We start from the raw sequence: 16,460 nt of genomic DNA on the forward strand, positions 1-16,460 counted from the left end.
CAACGGAATTCCCCCGGCTGACCGGGAAGCGAATCGACCTCGATGCGGCGGTAACCGGCTTCGCATCTCGGACATTGCACGTCGGATTTCAGCGGGGCGTTGGGGATGCGCCGCGATCGCGGCATTTTCGCGCCGCGCGGCGAGAATGATCAGGAGCCGATCGCAGGCAAACCAAGAAAAAAGCCCCGGGCAGATCGCCCGGGGCTGATTGTGCCGCGTTGGTTTCGCGAGGATCAGTACTTGCCGATGAGCGGAGCGCCACCGAAGCCGAACTTGTAGTTCAGGCGGACGGTGACGAGGTCGGCGTCCTGCTTGATGTCGTCGATACGCGTGACGCCGAAGCCCGGGTTGACGAAGGTGTTGCGCTCGGTGTCGAGGAACAAGTGGTTGTACTCGACGCCAGCCGACCAGCCCGGAGCGAACGCGAATTCGAGGCCTGCACCAATGCTGCCACCCCAACGGGTCTTTTCCACGCTGTCGCCGACCACACCGAGGAACAAGCCCTCATGCTTGCTGTTGACGACCGCTCCACCGCCCTTCACGTAGAGCAGGACGTTGTTCCAGGCGTAACCGACCTGGCCGGTGAACAGGCCGAAGGCGTCGATCTTGGTGCGGTTAGTGACCAACAGGGCATTGCTGGCGTTGGAGCCGCTGAAGTCGGCCCAGTTGCCCTGCGCTTCCACGCCGAACACCCAGTTGCCAGTCTGCCAGCGATAGCCGACCTGACCACCGACCGTGCCGCCGGTCGAATCATGGGAACCCTCGCCGACGGGGAAACCGAAGTCCGACACGTTGGTCCAGGTGTTGTGGCTCGAGCCCCAGCCGCCGTTGACGCCGATGTAGAAGCCGCTCCAGTCATAGATGGCGGCAACCACCGGCGGAGCCTTCGTATAAGGACGCGCAGCCAGATCCGCAGCGACCGCGGGCGCAGCGGCGCCAAGGGCGACCAAGCTCGCCGTTACAAGCAAAACCTTTTTCATTTTATTTCCCGTTCCAGATGTGACGACCCCACGGCCTTCACGCGCCTCAATAAACAGGGTTCCTCAAAATTGCTGTAACTTGGCTGCAACAGATACGGCGAAACGATTCTGACGAAAACGTGAGTTAATGTTGTATTACTTACACTTAGCCTCCGAAGATCGTACCGTCCCCCTGCCACAAAAAATTCACAGTTCGGCCTTCGCCACACTCCTTGTGTTGCATATTTGTTTGACGTCCTCTCGGTTGTACGGCTTGGATCGGGTGACGAGCGAACGAGCGACGAGCTGCGATCAAGGAGAAGAGATGCGCAACGTAATCCTGGTTTTGTCCGCGGCCGCCGCGATCGGCGCCCTTGGAACCGCGCCGGCCGCAGCGGTCGGCACGCGCTATCCATTCTGTATCCAGGGGAACGAACAGCCCGGGCTCAGCAACTGCACCTTCACCAGCTATGAGCAGTGCCAGGCAACGGCGTCCGGGCGCTTCCTGTGGTGCGTACCCAATCCCTTCTATGCCGGCGGCGGCAACGGTCCGCGGGCTTCGCGCCGGCCTCTGCCGCCGCCCCCGCCCGCAATCCCCTTCTTCGAGCCTTTCAACGATTGAGTCGGGGTGCACGTCCGCTCCGCGAAGACCATATGATCGGCGCGGGAACGTGACTTGACGGTCCCGCCCGCGAATACTCTGTTCCGAGCGGGGTTAGCGATGGGAGGACGGAATAGTCGTCCTGACGCGGGAGGAACCGATGCGCATTCCGATGTTGGCGATCCTGACGCTTGGCGCGGTCGCGGCGGCGTCATCCGCCCGCGCGCAGACTTATGACCCGAATTATCCGGTCTGCCTGCATGTCTACGGCCCCGTCACCTATTACGACTGCAGCTACACCTCGCTGCCCCAATGCGCGATGTCCGCGTCGGGCCGGGCGGCCCAGTGCGTGATCAATCCTTACGCGGCCAACGCCTACCCTCATCCTTACGCGGCCAACGCGTATGTCAACTCGTCACCGCGGCGTCACAAACGATATCGCCGGGTCTACTGAGAGACCTTTGTTTAAGCATAATCTCCGCGGAAACGCTTCGCGTTCGTCGCGAGGAGAAACGTGCTCTAATCAAGCTCGACCACCTGCCCGTTCGCCAGCGACACGCGGCGGTCCATCCGGGCGGCAAGGTCCATGTTGTGGGTCGCGATCAGCATCGCAACCCGCGTCGCCTTCACCAGTTGCATCAGCGCGTTGAAGACGTGGTCAGCAGTCTGCGGATCAAGGTTGCCGGTCGGCTCGTCGGCCAGCAGCGCCCGTGGCGCGTTCGCAACTGCCCGCGCAATGGCGACCCGCTGCTGCTCACCGCCGGAAAGCTCGGCCGGCCGATGCTTGATACGGTCTCCGAGACCAAGATAGGACAATATCTCGGTCGAGCGTTTCACGGTCTCGGAGCGTTTGAGGCCGCGGATCATCTGCGGCAGCATCACGTTCTCCAGCGCGGAGAATTCCGGCAATAGCCGGTGCGACTGGTAGACGAAGCCGATATCGGTGCGGCGAATCTGGGTGCGGTCGATATCCGACATTTGCGACGTCGGCGTGCCTCCGACGTAGACTTCGCCGTCGTCGGGGGTCTCGAGCAGACCCGCGATGTGCAGGAGCGTCGATTTGCCCGAGCCGGACGGGGCCACCAGCGCCACGGACTGTCCCGGCCACAGCGCGAGCTTGGCGCCGTCGAGAATCGTCAGCGTCGCCTCACCCTGCCGGTACTGGCGCTTGATGTCGTGGAGATAGATGACCGGCACATCTTGCGCCCCCTCCGCCATCTCAGCCCTCATTCGTAGCGCAGCGCTTCGACGGGATCGAGCCGCGCGGCCCGCCACGACGGATAAAGCGTCGCCAGGAACGACAGCGTCAGCGCCATGATGACGACGGCCGTGGTTTCGCCGAAATCGATCTCGGCCGGCAGCTTCGACAGGAAGTAGAGCGTCGGGTCGAACAATTCGGTGCTGGTGAGCCAGGACAGGAATTGCCGGATCGATTCGATGTTCATGCAGATCAGCATGCCCACGAGGAAGCCGACGATGGTGCCCACGACACCGATCGAGGCGCCCGTGATCAGGAAGATGCGCATGATCGATCCTTGCGAGGCGCCCATCGTGCGCAGGATCGCAATGTCCTGTCCCTTGTCCTTTACCAGCATGATCAGGCCGGAGACGATGTTGAGCGCCGCGACCAATACGATCATGGTCAGGATCAGGAACATCACGTTGCGCTCGACCTGCAGCGCGTTGAAGAAGGTCGAGTTGCGCTGCCGCCAGTCGACCAGGAACACTGGCCGTCCCGCGGCTTCCGTCACGGTCTTGCGAAATGTGTCGATGCGATCGGGATTGGTGGTGAATATCTCGATCGCGGTGACGTCGTTGTTGCGGTTGAAATAGGCCTGCGATTCCGCAAGCGGCATGAACACGAAACCCGAGTCATATTCGGACATGCCGATCTCGAACACCGCCGCGATCTTGTAAGGCTTGATGCGCGGCGTCGTCCCCATCGGCGTCACCGCACCGCGCGGGGCCACCAGGGTGATGCTGTCGCCAGCATGCAGCGATAGTTGATCGGCCAGGCGGCGGCCGATCGCGACCCCCTGCGCTTCGTCGAAATTCTCGAGGCTGCCCTGCTTGATGTTCTTCGCGATCGAGAACAGGTTGTTCAGATCTTCCGCCCGCATGCCGCGCACGAGCACGCCGGAGGCATTGAAGGCGGAGGACGCCAGCGCCTGGCCGTCCACCACCGGCGCCGCAAGCCGGACGCCCTGCACCTGGCTGATGCGCTCGGCGACATCCTTCCAGTCGGTGAGTGGCGATTCCAGCGGCTGGACCAGGAGATGGCCATTGAGGCCGAGGATCTTGTCGAGCAATTCCTTGCGGAAGCCGTTCATCACGGCCATCACCACGATCAGCGTGGCGACGCCGAGCATGATGCCGAGAAAGGAAAAGCCGGCAATGACGGAAATGAAACCCTCCCTGCGACGCGCCCGCAGGTAACGTCCGGACAGCAGCCACTCGAAGGGCGCGAAAGGCGGGGTGCGGACTTTTTCGGTCATGGCCTCATCCATGTGTCGATAATCCCATGATTCGGGGCCAAATGTGGCCGGACTGGCCAACCGCACGCGGTTGCGGTGGATAAAACGCTACCCCGCGATCTTCACAAGCGCGTCGTCGAGCGTGAGGTTTTCGCGCGTGCCGTCGCTGCGCCGTTTGATCTCAACCTTGCCTTCGGCGAGGCCTTTCGGGCCGACCAGGACCTGCCAGGGGATGCCGATCAGGTCGGCGGCGGCGAATTTCGCGCCGGCGCGCTGATCAGTATCGTCATAGAGCACGTCGACGCCCTTGGCCTTCAAATCCGCGTAGAGCTTTTCGCAGGCCGCATCAACGGCGGCATCGCCCTGCTTCAGGTTCAGGATCGCCGCCTTGAACGGCGCAACCGCCTCCGGCCATTTGATGCCGGCATCATCGTGGCAAGCCTCGATGATGGCGCCGACCAGCCGCGAGACCCCGACGCCATAGGAGCCGCCATGGATCGGCACTTCCGCGCCATCGGGACCCGCGACCAGCGCCTTCATGGTGTCGGAATATTTGGTGCCGAAATAGAAGATCTGGCCGACCTCGATGCCACGGGTGTTGACCCGCTTCTCCGCCGGCACCTCACTTTCGAAGCGCGCAGCGTCATGGACGTCCTCGGTCGCGGCATAGACTGAGGTCCACTGCTTGATGATCGGGGTGAGGTCGCCGTCGTAGTCGACGTCATCGGGTGGAATCGGCAAATCGAGCACGTCGCTGTTGCAGAACACGCCGGACTCGCCGGTCTCCGCCAGCACGATGAATTCATGGCTCAAGTCGCCGCCGATCGGCCCGGTTTCGGCGCGCATCGGGATCGCCTTCAGCCCCATCCGCGCGAACGTGCGCAGGTAAGCCACGAACATCTTGTTGTAGGCGCGCCGCGCGCCGGCCTCGTCGAGATCGAAGGAATAGGCGTCCTTCATCAGGAACTCGCGGCCGCGCATCACCCCGAAGCGCGGGCGCTGCTCGTCACGGAACTTCCACTGGATGTGGTAGAGATTGAGCGGCAGGCTCTTGTACGACTTCACATAGGCACGGAAGATTTCCGTGATCATTTCCTCGTTGGTCGGCCCGTAAAGCAGCTCGCGCTTGTGGCGGTCGGTGATGCGCAGCATTTCCGGACCGTAGGCATCGTACCGGCCGCTCTCGCGCCAGAGGTCGGCGAGTTGCAGGGTCGGCATCATCAGTTCCAGCGCGCCGGCGCGGTCCTGCTCCTCGCGCACGATCTGCTCGATCTTCTGCAGGACCTTGAAGCCGAGCGGCAGCCAGGCATAGATGCCCGCGGCCTCCTGCCGGATCATGCCGGCGCGCAGCATCAGGCGATGCGAGACGATCTCCGCCTCTTTCGGGTTTTCTTTCAGGATAGGCAGGAAAAACCGCGACAATCGCATGGGCGCACTCAGGAATCAGTTGAGGAGGCAAGAGAAACGCAGTGAAACCGGATCGGGTGCGAAAACACAAGGCCGGCAATTGCGAAAAAGCCGCCAAATAAGCCGATTTGCGGGCGTTGCGCCGATTTGTAATGAGATCGCCGGGGGTGGGTAAAGCGAACCTTACCAGCCGTTCACACTAAATCTGGCCCACCCCACGGCTCCATTGCCTCACTTGCTGCCGGAATGATCGTGCGACTTCTTCATTTCCATGTGGCCGCCCTGATCGCCGCCCGGCGCCTGTGCGCCGACGGCCTGCACATCGAGCGACAGCGTCACCTTGCCCGCCTTCTCGAATTCGAGCGTGACCGGCACCTTGTCGCCCTGCTTCAGCGGCTGCTTCAGGTCGAACATCATCAGATGATAGCCGCCGGGCGCGAGCTTCACGGTCTTGCCGGGCTCGATCGCGAGGCCCTTGTCCAGCGGCCGCATCTTCATCACGCCGTTCTCCGTCGCCATCTCGTGCACCTCGAGCTTGCCGGCGATGTCGCCGGAGGCCCCCACCAGCCGGTCCGGTGACGAGCCCTTGTTCTCGATCGTGAGATAGCCGCCAGCGACCTTCGCGCCGCTCGGCGTCGCCCGGCTCCAGGCCTGGCTGATGACGAGATCGCCGGCCTTGATGTCTTCGGCCTGCGCCGGGGCACCGAACAAGACGGCCAGCAGAGGAGCGAGCGCAATGATGGAAGAGAGTTTCTTCATGTTGTTCTATCCCGTATTTCAGATTGACTTGTTATCTTGATCCCGTCGTCGCGGCCTGTCCTTGTGCCCATTTGTCGAGCTCCGGCATCTCGGCCGCTCCCTCGATGGTGGTGACTGCGCCGCCGCGCGCGATCAGCATCGTGCGCGGAATATCGCCCTGCCAGGCCGGATCGATTTCAAATCGCAGCCGATCGGCAAAGCCATCGCTGAACATCCAGTTCTCGGCCGCGGAGAGCCCGGCTTTCTGCAGCATCGATTGCGTCGCCTCCGGGAGGTTGGGCACCAGGTCCGCACTGATCGTGACCACATCGATTCCAGGATGGTCCTTCATGAACTTGCCGAGCTGGGGCAACTCGACCTTGCACGGACCACAGGTCACGCCCCAGAAATGAACCAGGGTCGGACGACCGGCGTGTGAACGCAGAATTTGCTGCCAGCTTCCGCGTTCGAATGACTTGAGCTCGGCGTCATCCGCGGTTGCTGCGGCGGAAAGCGTCCCCAACAGAAATGCTGCGGCAAGCAGTTCGCGTTTCATGGCTGTCTCTCGATTGGTTGGAAACGATATCCATCGGCCTTCGTCATCCAGGAGAGATAGACTCTCCGGCTGTCCGAGACGAGCAGCGGATGGTCGGAATTGTCGGTCGTGCTGGCGATCACCCTGGATGTCGACCAGGTCGCTCCATCATCTTGTGACGTCATCAGCTTCACCTCGGTCTTCTCGCCGTCGAACTCCTTCCAGACCATCACAAGCCCTTCCGGTCCGGCGATGACCTGCGGCCGCGACGGGCTTCGGCTGGGCTCGCCGATCGGCAGCGGATTCGAGAAGGTTTTTCCGCCGTCGGTCGAGCGCGCATAGAAGAGCCCCTTGCGCGCCTTGCCGTTCGTGTACCAGGCGACATGATAGGTTCCATTCGGCGAGATTGACAGGCTCGGTCCGTGGTGCGGACAGGCCGCGATCTGCCAGTCATCCCGGCTGACGCGATGGACCTCTCCCGGCGATACCGGATCTGCGAAGGTGACGACAGCATGATCGCGGACACCGCCTTCAAAGATGTTCCTGAATACGATGACCGGGCGGCCGCTACCATCCAGGGCCAGGCCGAGGCGACAACATTCGCAGGTGTTGTCGGCGACGAGCTGCGCGTCGGAGTAAGTCGAACCGCCGTCCTTCGATGTCGCGAAGAACAGGCCCGCGCCATCATAGGGCTTGCCGTTCTGCCGCGCCGGCACGCGGTTGCGCTTGTCGAGCCAGGCCGCGAACGCGGTGCCATCAGGCTCCAAGGCAATGGCCTCGAAGCGCTGGCTCTCGTTATCAGCGGTGATCGGGCGCAACGGAGCAAAGCTCTTGCCGCCATCGGTCGATTGCGTCGCGAGCACCTGACCGTTGAAGGCCTTGTCCCTGAAGATCGAGAACGCCAGCACAATCCGTCCCTTGCCATCGATGGCGATCTTCGGACGGGCGTCCGGTCCCCAATCCAGATTTAAGCTCTCGCGCGTGACCTGTACCGGCGAGGAGAAGGTCTTTCCGTCGTCCTTCGAACTTGCAACGGAGATCTGGCCGCCGGCCATCCACACCAGCCAAAGCGTGCCGTCGGCACCGAACGCGGGCGTGACCTTGCTTGCACAGCGCAGGAGCGTTTCCTCGCACGCGGCTTCCGATGCGTGCTGATGGTTCATCTGCGCGAATGCACCGCCGTGCCAAAGCGTGGAGACCGCCGCCATGGCAGCAGCGCCAAGGATAGCTCTGAGATCCCTCATGACAACGCACCTCATTTGAACGCTAGTTTCATGCCGGCCACAAACGTTCTTGGCGCTCCGGCATAGATCGAGCCGGTGGTGTTGGCCAGCACGCTCGCGGGGTTTTGAATGCCCGCCGCCGTTACCGTGTCACCAATGTTGTTGGCGGAAGCCACATATGTGCGGTCAAAGACGTTCCGCACCTCGAGGTAGAAGTTGACCGCCTTGAAGTAGTCCGAGACCAGGTCGGTGCCATAGTGGACATTGAGGTTGACCAGCTCATAGCCGGGCGCCTTCAGGAGGTTGGCGTTGTCCATGTAGAAGGAGTCCTTCCACTGCACTTCCACGAACGCGCCGAGCCCTCGCAGCGGCCCAGACAACTGGTCGTAGGAAAGCCGTGCGGTCAACTCGTTCGGCGAGATGCCCGGGATCTTGTTGCCCGCGCGGTTGAAGCCGAACACCGCACCATTGGTGATGTTCTCGATGTACTCCGTGTAGATCTCATCGAGATAGGTGTAGGCCGCCGTCAGCCGCCAGCCCGAATAGAAACGCCAGTCGACGGCAAGCTCCACGCCGCGATGCTCGGATCGCGGTGCATTGAACGTATAGCTCGCATTGGGTGCTCCGACCGGCGTTGCCTGCGTCACCAGTTCGTCCTTGAAGAACTCGTAGAAACCGGTGGCGCTCAGCCTGAGCGCGCTGTTCGGTGTCCAGTCGAAGCCCAGATCATAGCCGAGATTTTTCTGGGCCTGCAGCCCTGTATTGTTGCCGTTCTGGCCGTTCGGCAGCACGAAGAGATTGCTGACCTGCGGCGTCCCGTAGCCGGTCGCCACCCTGCCGCGGAATTGCCACTCGCTGTTCAGCCGGTAGAGAAGCGCAAGCTCCGGCGCGGTGTTCTGGAATTGCCGATCGGCGGTCGTCACCATCGTCGTCGTGATCGGTATCGGCCCCGTATAAGTGTACGCCGTGTTCCTTCCCTTGAGGTTGGTCGTTTCCCAGCCAATGCCCGCAATCGCCGTGAGCTGCGGGTTGAGCTTGAGTTCCTGGCGCGCGCGAACGCCGTAGTTGGATGTATCGCTATAGAGATTGCTGGATAGCGCGCCGAGCGTGGCATTGCCGCCCGGCGCGACATTGCGCGTGTCGCTGGAGGCGACGAGCGTGTTGTACCAACCCCCGAAATAGGTGGTCGATTCCATGCCAAGGATCTCGCCGCGCCGCGTGACGTCGCTCATATAATTGTAGGACGGGAAGTCGCCGATCGCGCTGGTCGCCCCGGTGGGCTGGTTGATGTTGCGGTCGTCGAACACGAACTGGTTGCGCCAGGTGGTCTGGTTGTCGAAATCGTGCTCCCAGCGGCCGCCGACGATGGTGCGGCGATCGTTGCGACCGAGGCCTGCCTGCAGCGCAGTCTCCCTGTCGATTCCTCCCGCTGCGTTGAAGCCATTGTTGAACAGCGGCACCGTTGCGCAGCCAAGCGCGGCCGTGGCTCCGGTGACGCAGCCCCGCTGGAACGGGTTTTGGTCATATTGATTCAACGACAGCCGGATCGGCAGCCGCGCGCTCAAGTCGTTGTTGATGAACTTGACGGTGAAGCGGTCATCGGGCGTGGCCTGCAGCGTGCCGAGGAAATTCACCGTCTGGGTGTTGAACCAGCTATTGGTGATGTAACCGTCGCCGCGCGCATCGCTCGCAAACAGCGAGCCCTCGAAATTGCCGACCTTCTTGCCCGCAGCCAGATAGTTGTTCAGGTAACCGAAGCTGCCGCCGTCGACGCCGTATTCGACACCGTCGATCGTACCGCCCGGCCGCGTCCGGAAATTCAGCGCGCCGCCGGTTGCGTAGTTGCCGTAGAGCGCCGAGGACGGTCCACGGATCACGTCGATCGCGCCATAGGCGTGCGGATCGATCAGGTCGCTGCGCGACAGTCCGTCCGGCTGGGTGACCGGAAAACCGTCCTCGAAGATGACGAGGTTGCGAATCCCGAAGCCGTTGCGGGCATTCGATCCGCGGATCGAAATGCCGACGTCGCGCGGCCCGTTGCCCTGCTTGATCGAGATGCCGGGGCTCTCTCGCAGCACGTCTCCGACCGAAAACGCCGGCCGATTGTCGAACTGACTGCGGTCGACGGTGGTTTGAGTTTGGCCACTGGGAGCCTGGTTCAGCCCGTCGCGCAGAACCGTGGGCGTGACGTCGCGCTGCACCACGACGGTCGGGATGGCGGTGGTCCTTGGCGGCGTCACCCGCGGCCGGGCGGCGAGCGTGCGTCCCGCCGGCTTCGGTTTCGCCGGCTTGGCGCGGGCTTCTCGGGGAGCCTCCACGTTGACCGGCGGCAAGGCGGTTTGCGCCGTAGCCGGTGATGGATCGGTGGCGAGCATGGCACCGAGCACCATTGTGCCGGCACCGCTCAGGTAAGCGAGGCGTAACATTGAGAAATTCCTGACACCGGCTCTGCGGCCGGCTTGATGGACGACGTCAACCGGCGCAGCGAAGGCCTAACCGGCAGCGAACGGCAGTCAGGAAATCGATGGTGGGGCGCGCGCCTGCGCGTGGGAGCGTGCCCGGACATCCGCCAGACGGGAGACGAAATCGAGCCATGCCACCTGTTCGGGCGACCGCTCGATAACGCCGGCGGTCATCTCGGGTGGATCGACCGGAGTGCCGGTCTGCAGCACATTACAGATCGAGCAGCAGCCGTCGCGGACGTGCGGCCCGCCCGGGTCGGTTTCGCCGGAAGCGGCGCTGTTGTCATGGCAGATGATGGCGGCGGCCAGCGGATCGGAGGCGGCGATTCCGGCCGCCCAACAGGCCGCGATCGGCGCAAAGATTTGCACCATCAGCGCAATCAGGAAAACGGGCAGAAAATTCTTCAGCCGCCGGCGCATCGCAAAACCCATCCGATGGCGGAAGTAATCACTGCGCCGGGCCGGAGTCGAGAGCCGAAACGCCGCCTTTTTGTCCCGGCACAAGGAATAATCGGGTCCGGATCGGCACCCTCTTACCCCCTACTTTCATACCCCGTGACGGGTCTTAAACGCGGATTTACAACCGATAGTGGCGAAATCCCAATCATTTCGCAAATTGCTCGAATTTTGAACAATCGTTGCTGAAATTGATGACAAAACAAAAAAGATGGTCTACCAATTCAGGCTCAGGCCAGCCACAGGGCGGACGGTCTGGTGGTCCAAGTCTCGGGAGGAGCCCGGCGCGCAGAAGCAGCGTCACCCCATCAATCAAGATCAAATCCGAATTTTTGGGGAAATAGGGTCGACACAATTCCTCGAGCAGGGCTAGGAGCCCTGCTCTTTTTTCTTTGGGCCATCGCGATCGCTGATCATGTCATCGGCAAATCCGATCGAGCGCAGCTTCGAACTTGCGGCGGCGCGCTGCGATGATCTGACACCGCTGATCTATCGTCGCTTGTTCGAAGCGCATCCCGAAACCGTCGCAATGTTTCGCACCGAAGGCAGTGAGCTCGTCAAAGGCTCGATGCTGGCGCTGACGATCGAAGCGATTCTCGATTTCGCCGGCGAGCGGCGCGGCAACTTCCGGATGATCGAATGCGAGGTCGCCTCGCACGATGCTTACGGCACGCCCCGAGATTTATTCGTCGCGTTCTTCGCCGTGATCGCGGGCACGCTCCAGGAAATTCTTGGTGTGGAGTGGACAGCCGAGATCGATGCTGCGTGGCAAAAACTGCTGCGCGACATCGAAACGATCGTGATGCCGGATGTCGCTAAAGCATGATCCGGAAAAGTGGGTACCGGTTTTCCGAACAGATCATGCTCAAACAAAGAGCTAAAGCGGGACGACGATTCGAAGAAGCGTCGTCTCGCTTTAGCAGCCGCGGAATCGGAACCGTTGGCATGAACGCTCCGATTGTGACAGACTTTCCCTGATCCGCGGCGCGCGCAACAGACGCCGACGGCGCCAAGAACAGACATCAGGGAGCGTGCGATGCCAACGAAGGACACATCTTCAAGGACCAGGCGCGATCTTCTTCAGACGGCGGCAGCCGGCGGCGCAGCAGCCGCGCTGCTCGGCGGGATTGGCGTGAGCCCCGCGCTCGCGGCGGAAGTGGGACGTTCCGAGAAACCGCTGAAGGCTGCATTCTCCAACGCCGGCCTGCAGGCCACCTGGTGCGCGCAAGGCAAACAGGCGGCCGAATATTGGGGCAAGCTCTTCAACGTCGAGGTCACATGGTTCGACGGCCAGCTCGATGCGGTCAAGCAGCGCGCCGCGATCGACAATATGGCGTCGCAAAAATGGGACTTCGTCGCCATCCAGGCGTTCGGCATCGGCACGCTGACCCAGCCGGTGCAGAAGATGATTGACGCCGGCATTCCCGTCATCGACATGGATACGCTGATCGCTCCGCTCGATCAGATCAACGTCCATTCCTTCCTCGCCCCGGACAATGAATTCATGGGGTCCTCGGTGACGCAGGCGCTCGTCAACGCCATCGGCGGCAAGGGCAAGATCATCATGACGCAAGGCGCACTCGGCCATACCGGCGCGCAGGGCCGCGCCAAGGGCTTCAACGCAGTCGTGAAGCAGTATCCGAACATCGAGGTGCTCGACACCCAGCCGGCCGATTGGGATGTCTCCAAGACCGCGCGTCTGTGGGAGACCTATCTCACCAAATACCCGCAGATCGACGCCGCCTTCTTCCACAATGACGACATGGCGCTCGCCGCCTACAACATCATGAAGGCGCGCAACCGCACCAACATCCTGATCGGCGGGGTCGACGCCATGCCACCGGCGATCCAGGCGGTGAGCGAAGGCCGCATGTTCGCGACCGTCCGTAATCCATCGTGCCGCATCCACGGCGGCGCCATCATCGCGGGCGTCGCCGCGGTGACCGCGGGCGAGAAGAGCGGACAGGGCATTCCAAAGAGCGTGGTGACCGACGGTCCGGTGGTAACCAAAGCCAATGCCGCTGGCATGCAATGGATGGAGGATCATTTTCTGATCTGAGCCGCCCGCATGCCACAGGGACGCTCACCGATCCTCGAATTGAAGGAGATCACGAAGGCTTTCGGCGGTGTCGAAGCGCTTCGTGGGGTCGACTTCGCGCTTTACGCCGGCGAGATCCACGGTCTCGTCGGCGAAAACGGCGCTGGAAAGAGCACGCTGATGAAAATCATCGCCGGCGTGCATCCGGAATTCTCCGGCCGCTTCGTACTCGACGGACGCCAGACCCGTTTCCGCAGGGCGAGCGATGCGCATGCAGCCGGTGTCGCCATGGTGCATCAGGAACTCAGCGTCGCGCCCGATCTTTCCGTTGCCGAGAACGTCTTTCTCGGGGCGCAGCCGACCAACCGTTTCGGTATCGTTCAGTGGCGGAGAATGGCGCGCGAGGCGGGCGAGCAGCTTGCGCGTTTCGGCATCGACGTCGATCCGATGACGCGGCTGGGCGATCTGCCGATCGGCCTGCAGCAACTGATCGAGATCGCGCGCGTGCTATTCTCCGGCGCCCGCATCGTCATCCTGGACGAGCCAACCTCGGCGCTCTCCCCGCCCGAGGTCGAGCGGTTGTTCGCGACTTTGCGACGGCTGCGCGACGAGGGCACCGGCATCGTCTTCATCTCCCATTTCATCGAGGACATCCTGCGCATTTCCGACACCGTGACGGTGTTCCGCAATGGGCGGAAGGTCCACGAAACCGAAGCCGCCGCGACCAGCAAGGCCGCACTGATCGAAGCGATGATCGGCAAGGGCCGCGAGGCGCTGGAAGAGACCTATGCGCATGACATCACGCTGCCGCCGCGCGGTGACCGTCCAGTGGTCTTGAAAGCCGACGCACTGTCGCTCGCCCGCAGCGTCCAGGACGTCTCGTTCGACGTGCGCGCCGGCGAAGTGCTCGGCATCTACGGCTTCATGGGATGCGGCCAGTTGGAATTGGCGCGCGTCCTGTTTGGCAAGATCAAGCCCGACAGCGGCACGGTGGTCATCGACGACAACCGCACAGCCTTCCGCAGCACGGCCGCGGCCCGGCGCGCCGGAATCGCCTTTGTCCCCGAGAGCCGACGCGCGATGCTGTTTCACCAGGAGCCGGTCTACAAGAACATCTCGATCAGCGTGCTCGACCGTATATCTGCACTTCTGCTCAAGCCGTCGCGCGAGCGCTCGATTGCCGCCCGGCAGGTCGAGCAATTGCAGATCCGCCCGGCGGCGGTTGAGCTCGACCTCGGGATGCTCTCGGGCGGCAATCAGCAGAAGGTGGCGCTGGCAAAGTGGCTGAGCTATCCGCCGCGGGTGCTGGTGCTGTGTGAGCCGACCCGCGGCATGGATGTCGGCGCCAAGAACGATGTCATCAACATCGTCCGCGAGCTCAGCGCCAAAGGGCTCGCCGTCATCGTGCTCTCGACCGAACCGGAGACGGTGTTGTCGCTTGCCGATCGCATCATCGTCATGAAACGCGGCGCGGTGGTGCGCGAATTTGCGGGTGAGGTGGTCAGCAAGGACCGCCTGCTCGAGGCGGCCTAACGGAGAACAGCATGGCAAGCAGCGAAGGGGTGACTGCAACGGTGCATCGCGGCGGACAGCGCAACGCGACTGCGATCCTGCGCTCGCAGATGCGCAACATCGCGCCGTTCCTGACACTGATCTGCCTGAGCGGGTTCTTCGCAATCGCGAGCCCCTCCTTCGCGACCCTCGACAATCTCGGCAACATCCTGACGCAAGTCTCCGTCACCGGCATCATCGCCGTCGGCCTGACCTTCGTGATCCTGTGCGCCGAGATCGATCTCTCGATCGCCGCCATCGCCAACGTCACCGGCATTGCCGTTGCCTATTTCACGCTGCAGGAATCCTATGTGAACATCGCCAATGTACCGTTGCCGGGCTGGGCGGCGATCATGCTGTCATTGGCGCTCTGCGCACTGCTCGGCCTCGTCAATGCCCTGGGGCTGACCGTGATCGGCATCCCCTCCTTCATCATGACGCTGGCGATGATGCAGATCGCGGCCGGCATCTCGGCGCTGCTGGTGCGCGGCCAGATCGCCTACAAGGTGCCCGACCTGGTCGCGACGCTCGGATCCGGATCCATCGGCGGCATTCCATGGATCGTGATCGTCGCGGCGGTGATGCTGCTCGCCGGCCACCTGGTGCTCACCTACACCCGCTTCGGCCGCTACGTCTACATGGTCGGCGGCAATCGCGAAGCGGCGGAATATTCCGGGCTCAACGTCAAGCTGATCCTGGGCAGCGTGATGGTGATCTCAGCAGTCTGCTCCGGCATCGCCGGCATGCTCGGCGTCGCGCATTTCGGCAGCGCCCAGCAGAACGAATTCGACACCTACCTGCTCGATTCGATCGCCGCTGTGGTGGTCGGCGGCACCAGCCTGTTCGGCGGCCGCGGCGGCATCGGCAACACCATTGTCGGCCTGTTCGTGCTGGGCGTGCTCAACAACGGCCTCGACCACGTCAATATCGACAGCTTCCTGAAAATCCTGATCCGCGGCCTGATCCTGCTCGCCGCGCTCGTCATCAATGTCTACGCGCAGCGGCTGCGAGCACGGACGGCGGAATAGTGTGCGGATCAGCTCGAACCCGTATCCTTGAACGGAGACAGATAAGGCGGCAGCGGCGACCGGTCCGCCTTCGAAAAAATCTCGAAACGCTCGAGCCAGCGTGTTGCTGCGGAGCCCAGATGCTCGCGCAACAATCTGGCGGCCTTGCTGACATTGTCGCGACGGAGCTGCTCGACGATCGCGAGATGCTCCTCCAGGGCATCGTGCATGGTCCCCTGCGGAACGCTCAGGCTGGAGTCGAGCAGATAAAGGCTCGGCACAAACAGGATATGCGTTCTCTGCAGCGCCTTGACGATCTCGCGGTTGGGACAATGGTCCAGCAGATTGATGTGGAGGTCAGTTTCGAGTTGCCCGACTGGTCCGATTTCGACCGGACCGTTTGATATCGCACGCCGCAGGTCGGCATGCATGCGTCCGAGTTCCGCAGCTGGCGCCAGCGGCGCGGCGCGCATCAGCGCCTCCGGCTCGAGGATCGCACGCATCTCGAACAGTTCGCGGATCTTGTCCGACGACACATGCGGCGCAATCCAATGGCCGAGCCCGTCCTTTCCGACCATCCCCACGCTGTGCATGCGGGCAAGGACATCGCGGGCGACGGTGCGGCTGACATTGAAGAAGTCAGCTAACGCCGCTTCGGTAATCCTGAGCGATCCGAACAGCACGCGAATCCAGAGTTCCTGCTCGACCTTCTTGTAAACCCGTTCCCATTGCGGCAATGGAGCGATCCGCGATTCGCCAAGCGAGGCGATCTGTCCGACATGCTCAGCCTTCGGACGGCCGGCGACCTGATAACCCCGCCCCTCCAATGGATGGACGATCTTCGCCTCGCACAGCGCCCGCAACGCATGTCTGGCGGGTGAACGGCTGATGCCGAATGCTTTGGCGACCTGCACTTCCAGCAATTTCTCACCGGGCCGAATCCGCCCCTGCTCGATCATGTCCTTGAGCAACAGAAATGCATCCCGTTGCATCGACGTCTTCTCGAATG

General features: G+C 62.4%; 16 protein-coding genes. 6 read left to right on the forward strand and 10 right to left on the reverse strand.

Annotation, left to right across the window (positions count from 1 at the left end; genetic code table 11):
• Positions 1-233: 233 nt before the first annotated feature.
• Positions 234-980 carry an outer membrane protein gene (locus AC5ZGW_RS24020; protein ID WP_130226897.1) on the reverse strand — a complete coding sequence of 249 codons (747 nt, stop codon included), beginning with the start codon at positions 978-980 and terminating at the stop codon, positions 234-236.
• 304 nt (positions 981-1,284) lie between these two features.
• On the opposite strand from AC5ZGW_RS24020, the gene AC5ZGW_RS24025 reads away from it, so the two are divergent.
• Together AC5ZGW_RS24025 and AC5ZGW_RS24030 are read left to right on the forward strand one after the other, a co-directional pair.
• Positions 1,285-1,581 carry a DUF3551 domain-containing protein gene (locus AC5ZGW_RS24025; RefSeq protein ID WP_130226896.1) on the forward strand — a complete coding sequence of 99 codons (297 nt, stop codon included), beginning with the start codon at positions 1,285-1,287 and terminating at the stop codon, positions 1,579-1,581.
• A 139-nt stretch (positions 1,582-1,720) separates the two neighbouring features.
• Complete coding sequence (locus tag AC5ZGW_RS24030) at positions 1,721-2,014, forward strand: DUF3551 domain-containing protein (protein ID WP_130226895.1); 294 nt, start codon at positions 1,721-1,723, stop codon at positions 2,012-2,014.
• A gap of 65 nt (positions 2,015-2,079) precedes the next feature.
• On the opposite strand, the gene AC5ZGW_RS24035 is transcribed toward AC5ZGW_RS24030, so the two are convergent.
• The 8 genes from AC5ZGW_RS24035 to AC5ZGW_RS24070 all read right to left on the reverse strand — a co-directional run bounded on the left by AC5ZGW_RS24035 (position 2,080) and on the right by AC5ZGW_RS24070 (position 10,819).
• Positions 2,080-2,778, reverse strand: coding sequence for an ABC transporter ATP-binding protein (locus AC5ZGW_RS24035; RefSeq protein WP_028162765.1), 699 nt, complete (start codon positions 2,776-2,778; stop codon positions 2,080-2,082).
• Positions 2,779-2,786: 8 nt separating this feature from the next.
• Complete coding sequence (locus AC5ZGW_RS24040) at positions 2,787-4,067, reverse strand: lipoprotein-releasing ABC transporter permease subunit (protein WP_130226894.1); 1,281 nt, start codon at positions 4,065-4,067, stop codon at positions 2,787-2,789.
• A 75-nt stretch (positions 4,068-4,142) separates the two neighbouring features.
• The gene (proS, locus tag AC5ZGW_RS24045; RefSeq protein WP_130226893.1) at positions 4,143-5,462 is read right to left on the reverse strand and encodes a proline--tRNA ligase; all 1,320 of its coding nucleotides are present in this window, start codon (positions 5,460-5,462) and stop codon (positions 4,143-4,145) included.
• A gap of 210 nt (positions 5,463-5,672) precedes the next feature.
• Positions 5,673-6,200 carry a copper chaperone PCu(A)C gene (locus AC5ZGW_RS24050; RefSeq protein WP_130226892.1) on the reverse strand — a complete coding sequence of 176 codons (528 nt, stop codon included), beginning with the start codon at positions 6,198-6,200 and terminating at the stop codon, positions 5,673-5,675.
• 31 nt (positions 6,201-6,231) lie between these two features.
• Positions 6,232-6,735 (reverse strand): TlpA family protein disulfide reductase, encoded by a 504-nt coding sequence (locus AC5ZGW_RS24055; RefSeq protein ID WP_028162769.1) that lies wholly within the window; start codon positions 6,733-6,735, stop codon positions 6,232-6,234.
• A complete protein-coding gene (locus tag AC5ZGW_RS24060) occupies positions 6,732-7,958 on the reverse strand; it encodes an exo-alpha-sialidase (RefSeq protein WP_496113968.1) in 1,227 nt (408 codons plus the stop codon). Before AC5ZGW_RS24060 ends, AC5ZGW_RS24055 begins: the two co-directional genes overlap by 4 nt.
• 11 nt (positions 7,959-7,969) lie before the next feature.
• Positions 7,970-10,363, reverse strand: coding sequence for a TonB-dependent receptor family protein (locus AC5ZGW_RS24065; RefSeq protein WP_130226891.1), 2,394 nt, complete (start codon positions 10,361-10,363; stop codon positions 7,970-7,972).
• 87 nt (positions 10,364-10,450) lie between these two features.
• Positions 10,451-10,819 carry a DUF2946 domain-containing protein gene (locus AC5ZGW_RS24070; protein ID WP_130226890.1) on the reverse strand — a complete coding sequence of 123 codons (369 nt, stop codon included), beginning with the start codon at positions 10,817-10,819 and terminating at the stop codon, positions 10,451-10,453.
• Positions 10,820-11,270: 451 nt separating this feature from the next.
• On the opposite strand from AC5ZGW_RS24070, the gene AC5ZGW_RS24075 reads away from it, so the two are divergent.
• The 4 genes from AC5ZGW_RS24075 to AC5ZGW_RS24090 all read left to right on the forward strand — a co-directional run bounded on the left by AC5ZGW_RS24075 (position 11,271) and on the right by AC5ZGW_RS24090 (position 15,472).
• The gene (locus tag AC5ZGW_RS24075) at positions 11,271-11,681 is read left to right on the forward strand and encodes a globin (RefSeq protein WP_463328390.1); all 411 of its coding nucleotides are present in this window, start codon (positions 11,271-11,273) and stop codon (positions 11,679-11,681) included.
• Between the two features lie 210 nt (positions 11,682-11,891).
• Positions 11,892-12,914: a sugar ABC transporter substrate-binding protein gene (locus tag AC5ZGW_RS24080; RefSeq protein ID WP_130226888.1), complete on the forward strand. Its 1,023-nt coding sequence runs from the start codon at positions 11,892-11,894 to the stop codon at positions 12,912-12,914.
• A gap of 9 nt (positions 12,915-12,923) precedes the next feature.
• On the forward strand, positions 12,924-14,426 hold the full coding sequence (locus AC5ZGW_RS24085; protein ID WP_130226887.1) for a sugar ABC transporter ATP-binding protein: 1,503 nt from the start codon (positions 12,924-12,926) through the stop codon (positions 14,424-14,426).
• A gap of 11 nt (positions 14,427-14,437) precedes the next feature.
• Positions 14,438-15,472 (forward strand): ABC transporter permease, encoded by a 1,035-nt coding sequence (locus AC5ZGW_RS24090; RefSeq protein ID WP_245474784.1) that lies wholly within the window; start codon positions 14,438-14,440, stop codon positions 15,470-15,472.
• An 8-nt stretch (positions 15,473-15,480) separates the two neighbouring features.
• Here AC5ZGW_RS24090 and AC5ZGW_RS24095 read toward each other — a convergent pair whose 3' ends face one another.
• The gene (locus tag AC5ZGW_RS24095) at positions 15,481-16,443 is read right to left on the reverse strand and encodes a GntR family transcriptional regulator (RefSeq protein ID WP_207231051.1); all 963 of its coding nucleotides are present in this window, start codon (positions 16,441-16,443) and stop codon (positions 15,481-15,483) included.
• Positions 16,444-16,460 lie beyond the last annotated feature (17 nt).

This window comes from Bradyrhizobium sp. Crot121 (genome assembly GCF_059512385.1).

Bases quoted from the DNA above. Each gene is read 5' to 3' on its own strand.
- proS (WP_130226893.1), bottom strand. From the start codon at position 5,462: ATGCGATTGTCGCGGTTTTTCCTGCCTATCCTGAAAGAAAACCCGAAA.
- AC5ZGW_RS24095 (WP_207231051.1), bottom strand. From the start codon at position 16,443: ATGCAACGGGATGCATTTCTGTTGCTCAAGGACATGATCGAGCAGGGG.
- AC5ZGW_RS24070 (WP_130226890.1), bottom strand. From the start codon at position 10,819: ATGCGCCGGCGGCTGAAGAATTTTCTGCCCGTTTTCCTGATTGCGCTG.
- AC5ZGW_RS24075 (WP_463328390.1), top strand. From the start codon at position 11,271: ATGTCATCGGCAAATCCGATCGAGCGCAGCTTCGAACTTGCGGCGGCG.
- AC5ZGW_RS24055 (WP_028162769.1), bottom strand. From the start codon at position 6,735: ATGAAACGCGAACTGCTTGCCGCAGCATTTCTGTTGGGGACGCTTTCC.
- AC5ZGW_RS24085 (WP_130226887.1), top strand. From the start codon at position 12,924: ATGCCACAGGGACGCTCACCGATCCTCGAATTGAAGGAGATCACGAAG.
- AC5ZGW_RS24030 (WP_130226895.1), top strand. From the start codon at position 1,721: ATGCGCATTCCGATGTTGGCGATCCTGACGCTTGGCGCGGTCGCGGCG.
- AC5ZGW_RS24025 (WP_130226896.1), top strand. From the start codon at position 1,285: ATGCGCAACGTAATCCTGGTTTTGTCCGCGGCCGCCGCGATCGGCGCC.
- AC5ZGW_RS24050 (WP_130226892.1), bottom strand. From the start codon at position 6,200: ATGAAGAAACTCTCTTCCATCATTGCGCTCGCTCCTCTGCTGGCCGTC.
- AC5ZGW_RS24065 (WP_130226891.1), bottom strand. From the start codon at position 10,363: ATGTTACGCCTCGCTTACCTGAGCGGTGCCGGCACAATGGTGCTCGGT.
- AC5ZGW_RS24060 (WP_496113968.1), bottom strand. From the start codon at position 7,958: ATGAGGGATCTCAGAGCTATCCTTGGCGCTGCTGCCATGGCGGCGGTC.
- AC5ZGW_RS24040 (WP_130226894.1), bottom strand. From the start codon at position 4,067: ATGGATGAGGCCATGACCGAAAAAGTCCGCACCCCGCCTTTCGCGCCC.
- AC5ZGW_RS24035 (WP_028162765.1), bottom strand. From the start codon at position 2,778: ATGGCGGAGGGGGCGCAAGATGTGCCGGTCATCTATCTCCACGACATC.
- AC5ZGW_RS24020 (WP_130226897.1), bottom strand. From the start codon at position 980: ATGAAAAAGGTTTTGCTTGTAACGGCGAGCTTGGTCGCCCTTGGCGCC.
- AC5ZGW_RS24080 (WP_130226888.1), top strand. From the start codon at position 11,892: ATGCCAACGAAGGACACATCTTCAAGGACCAGGCGCGATCTTCTTCAG.
- AC5ZGW_RS24090 (WP_245474784.1), top strand. From the start codon at position 14,438: ATGGCAAGCAGCGAAGGGGTGACTGCAACGGTGCATCGCGGCGGACAG.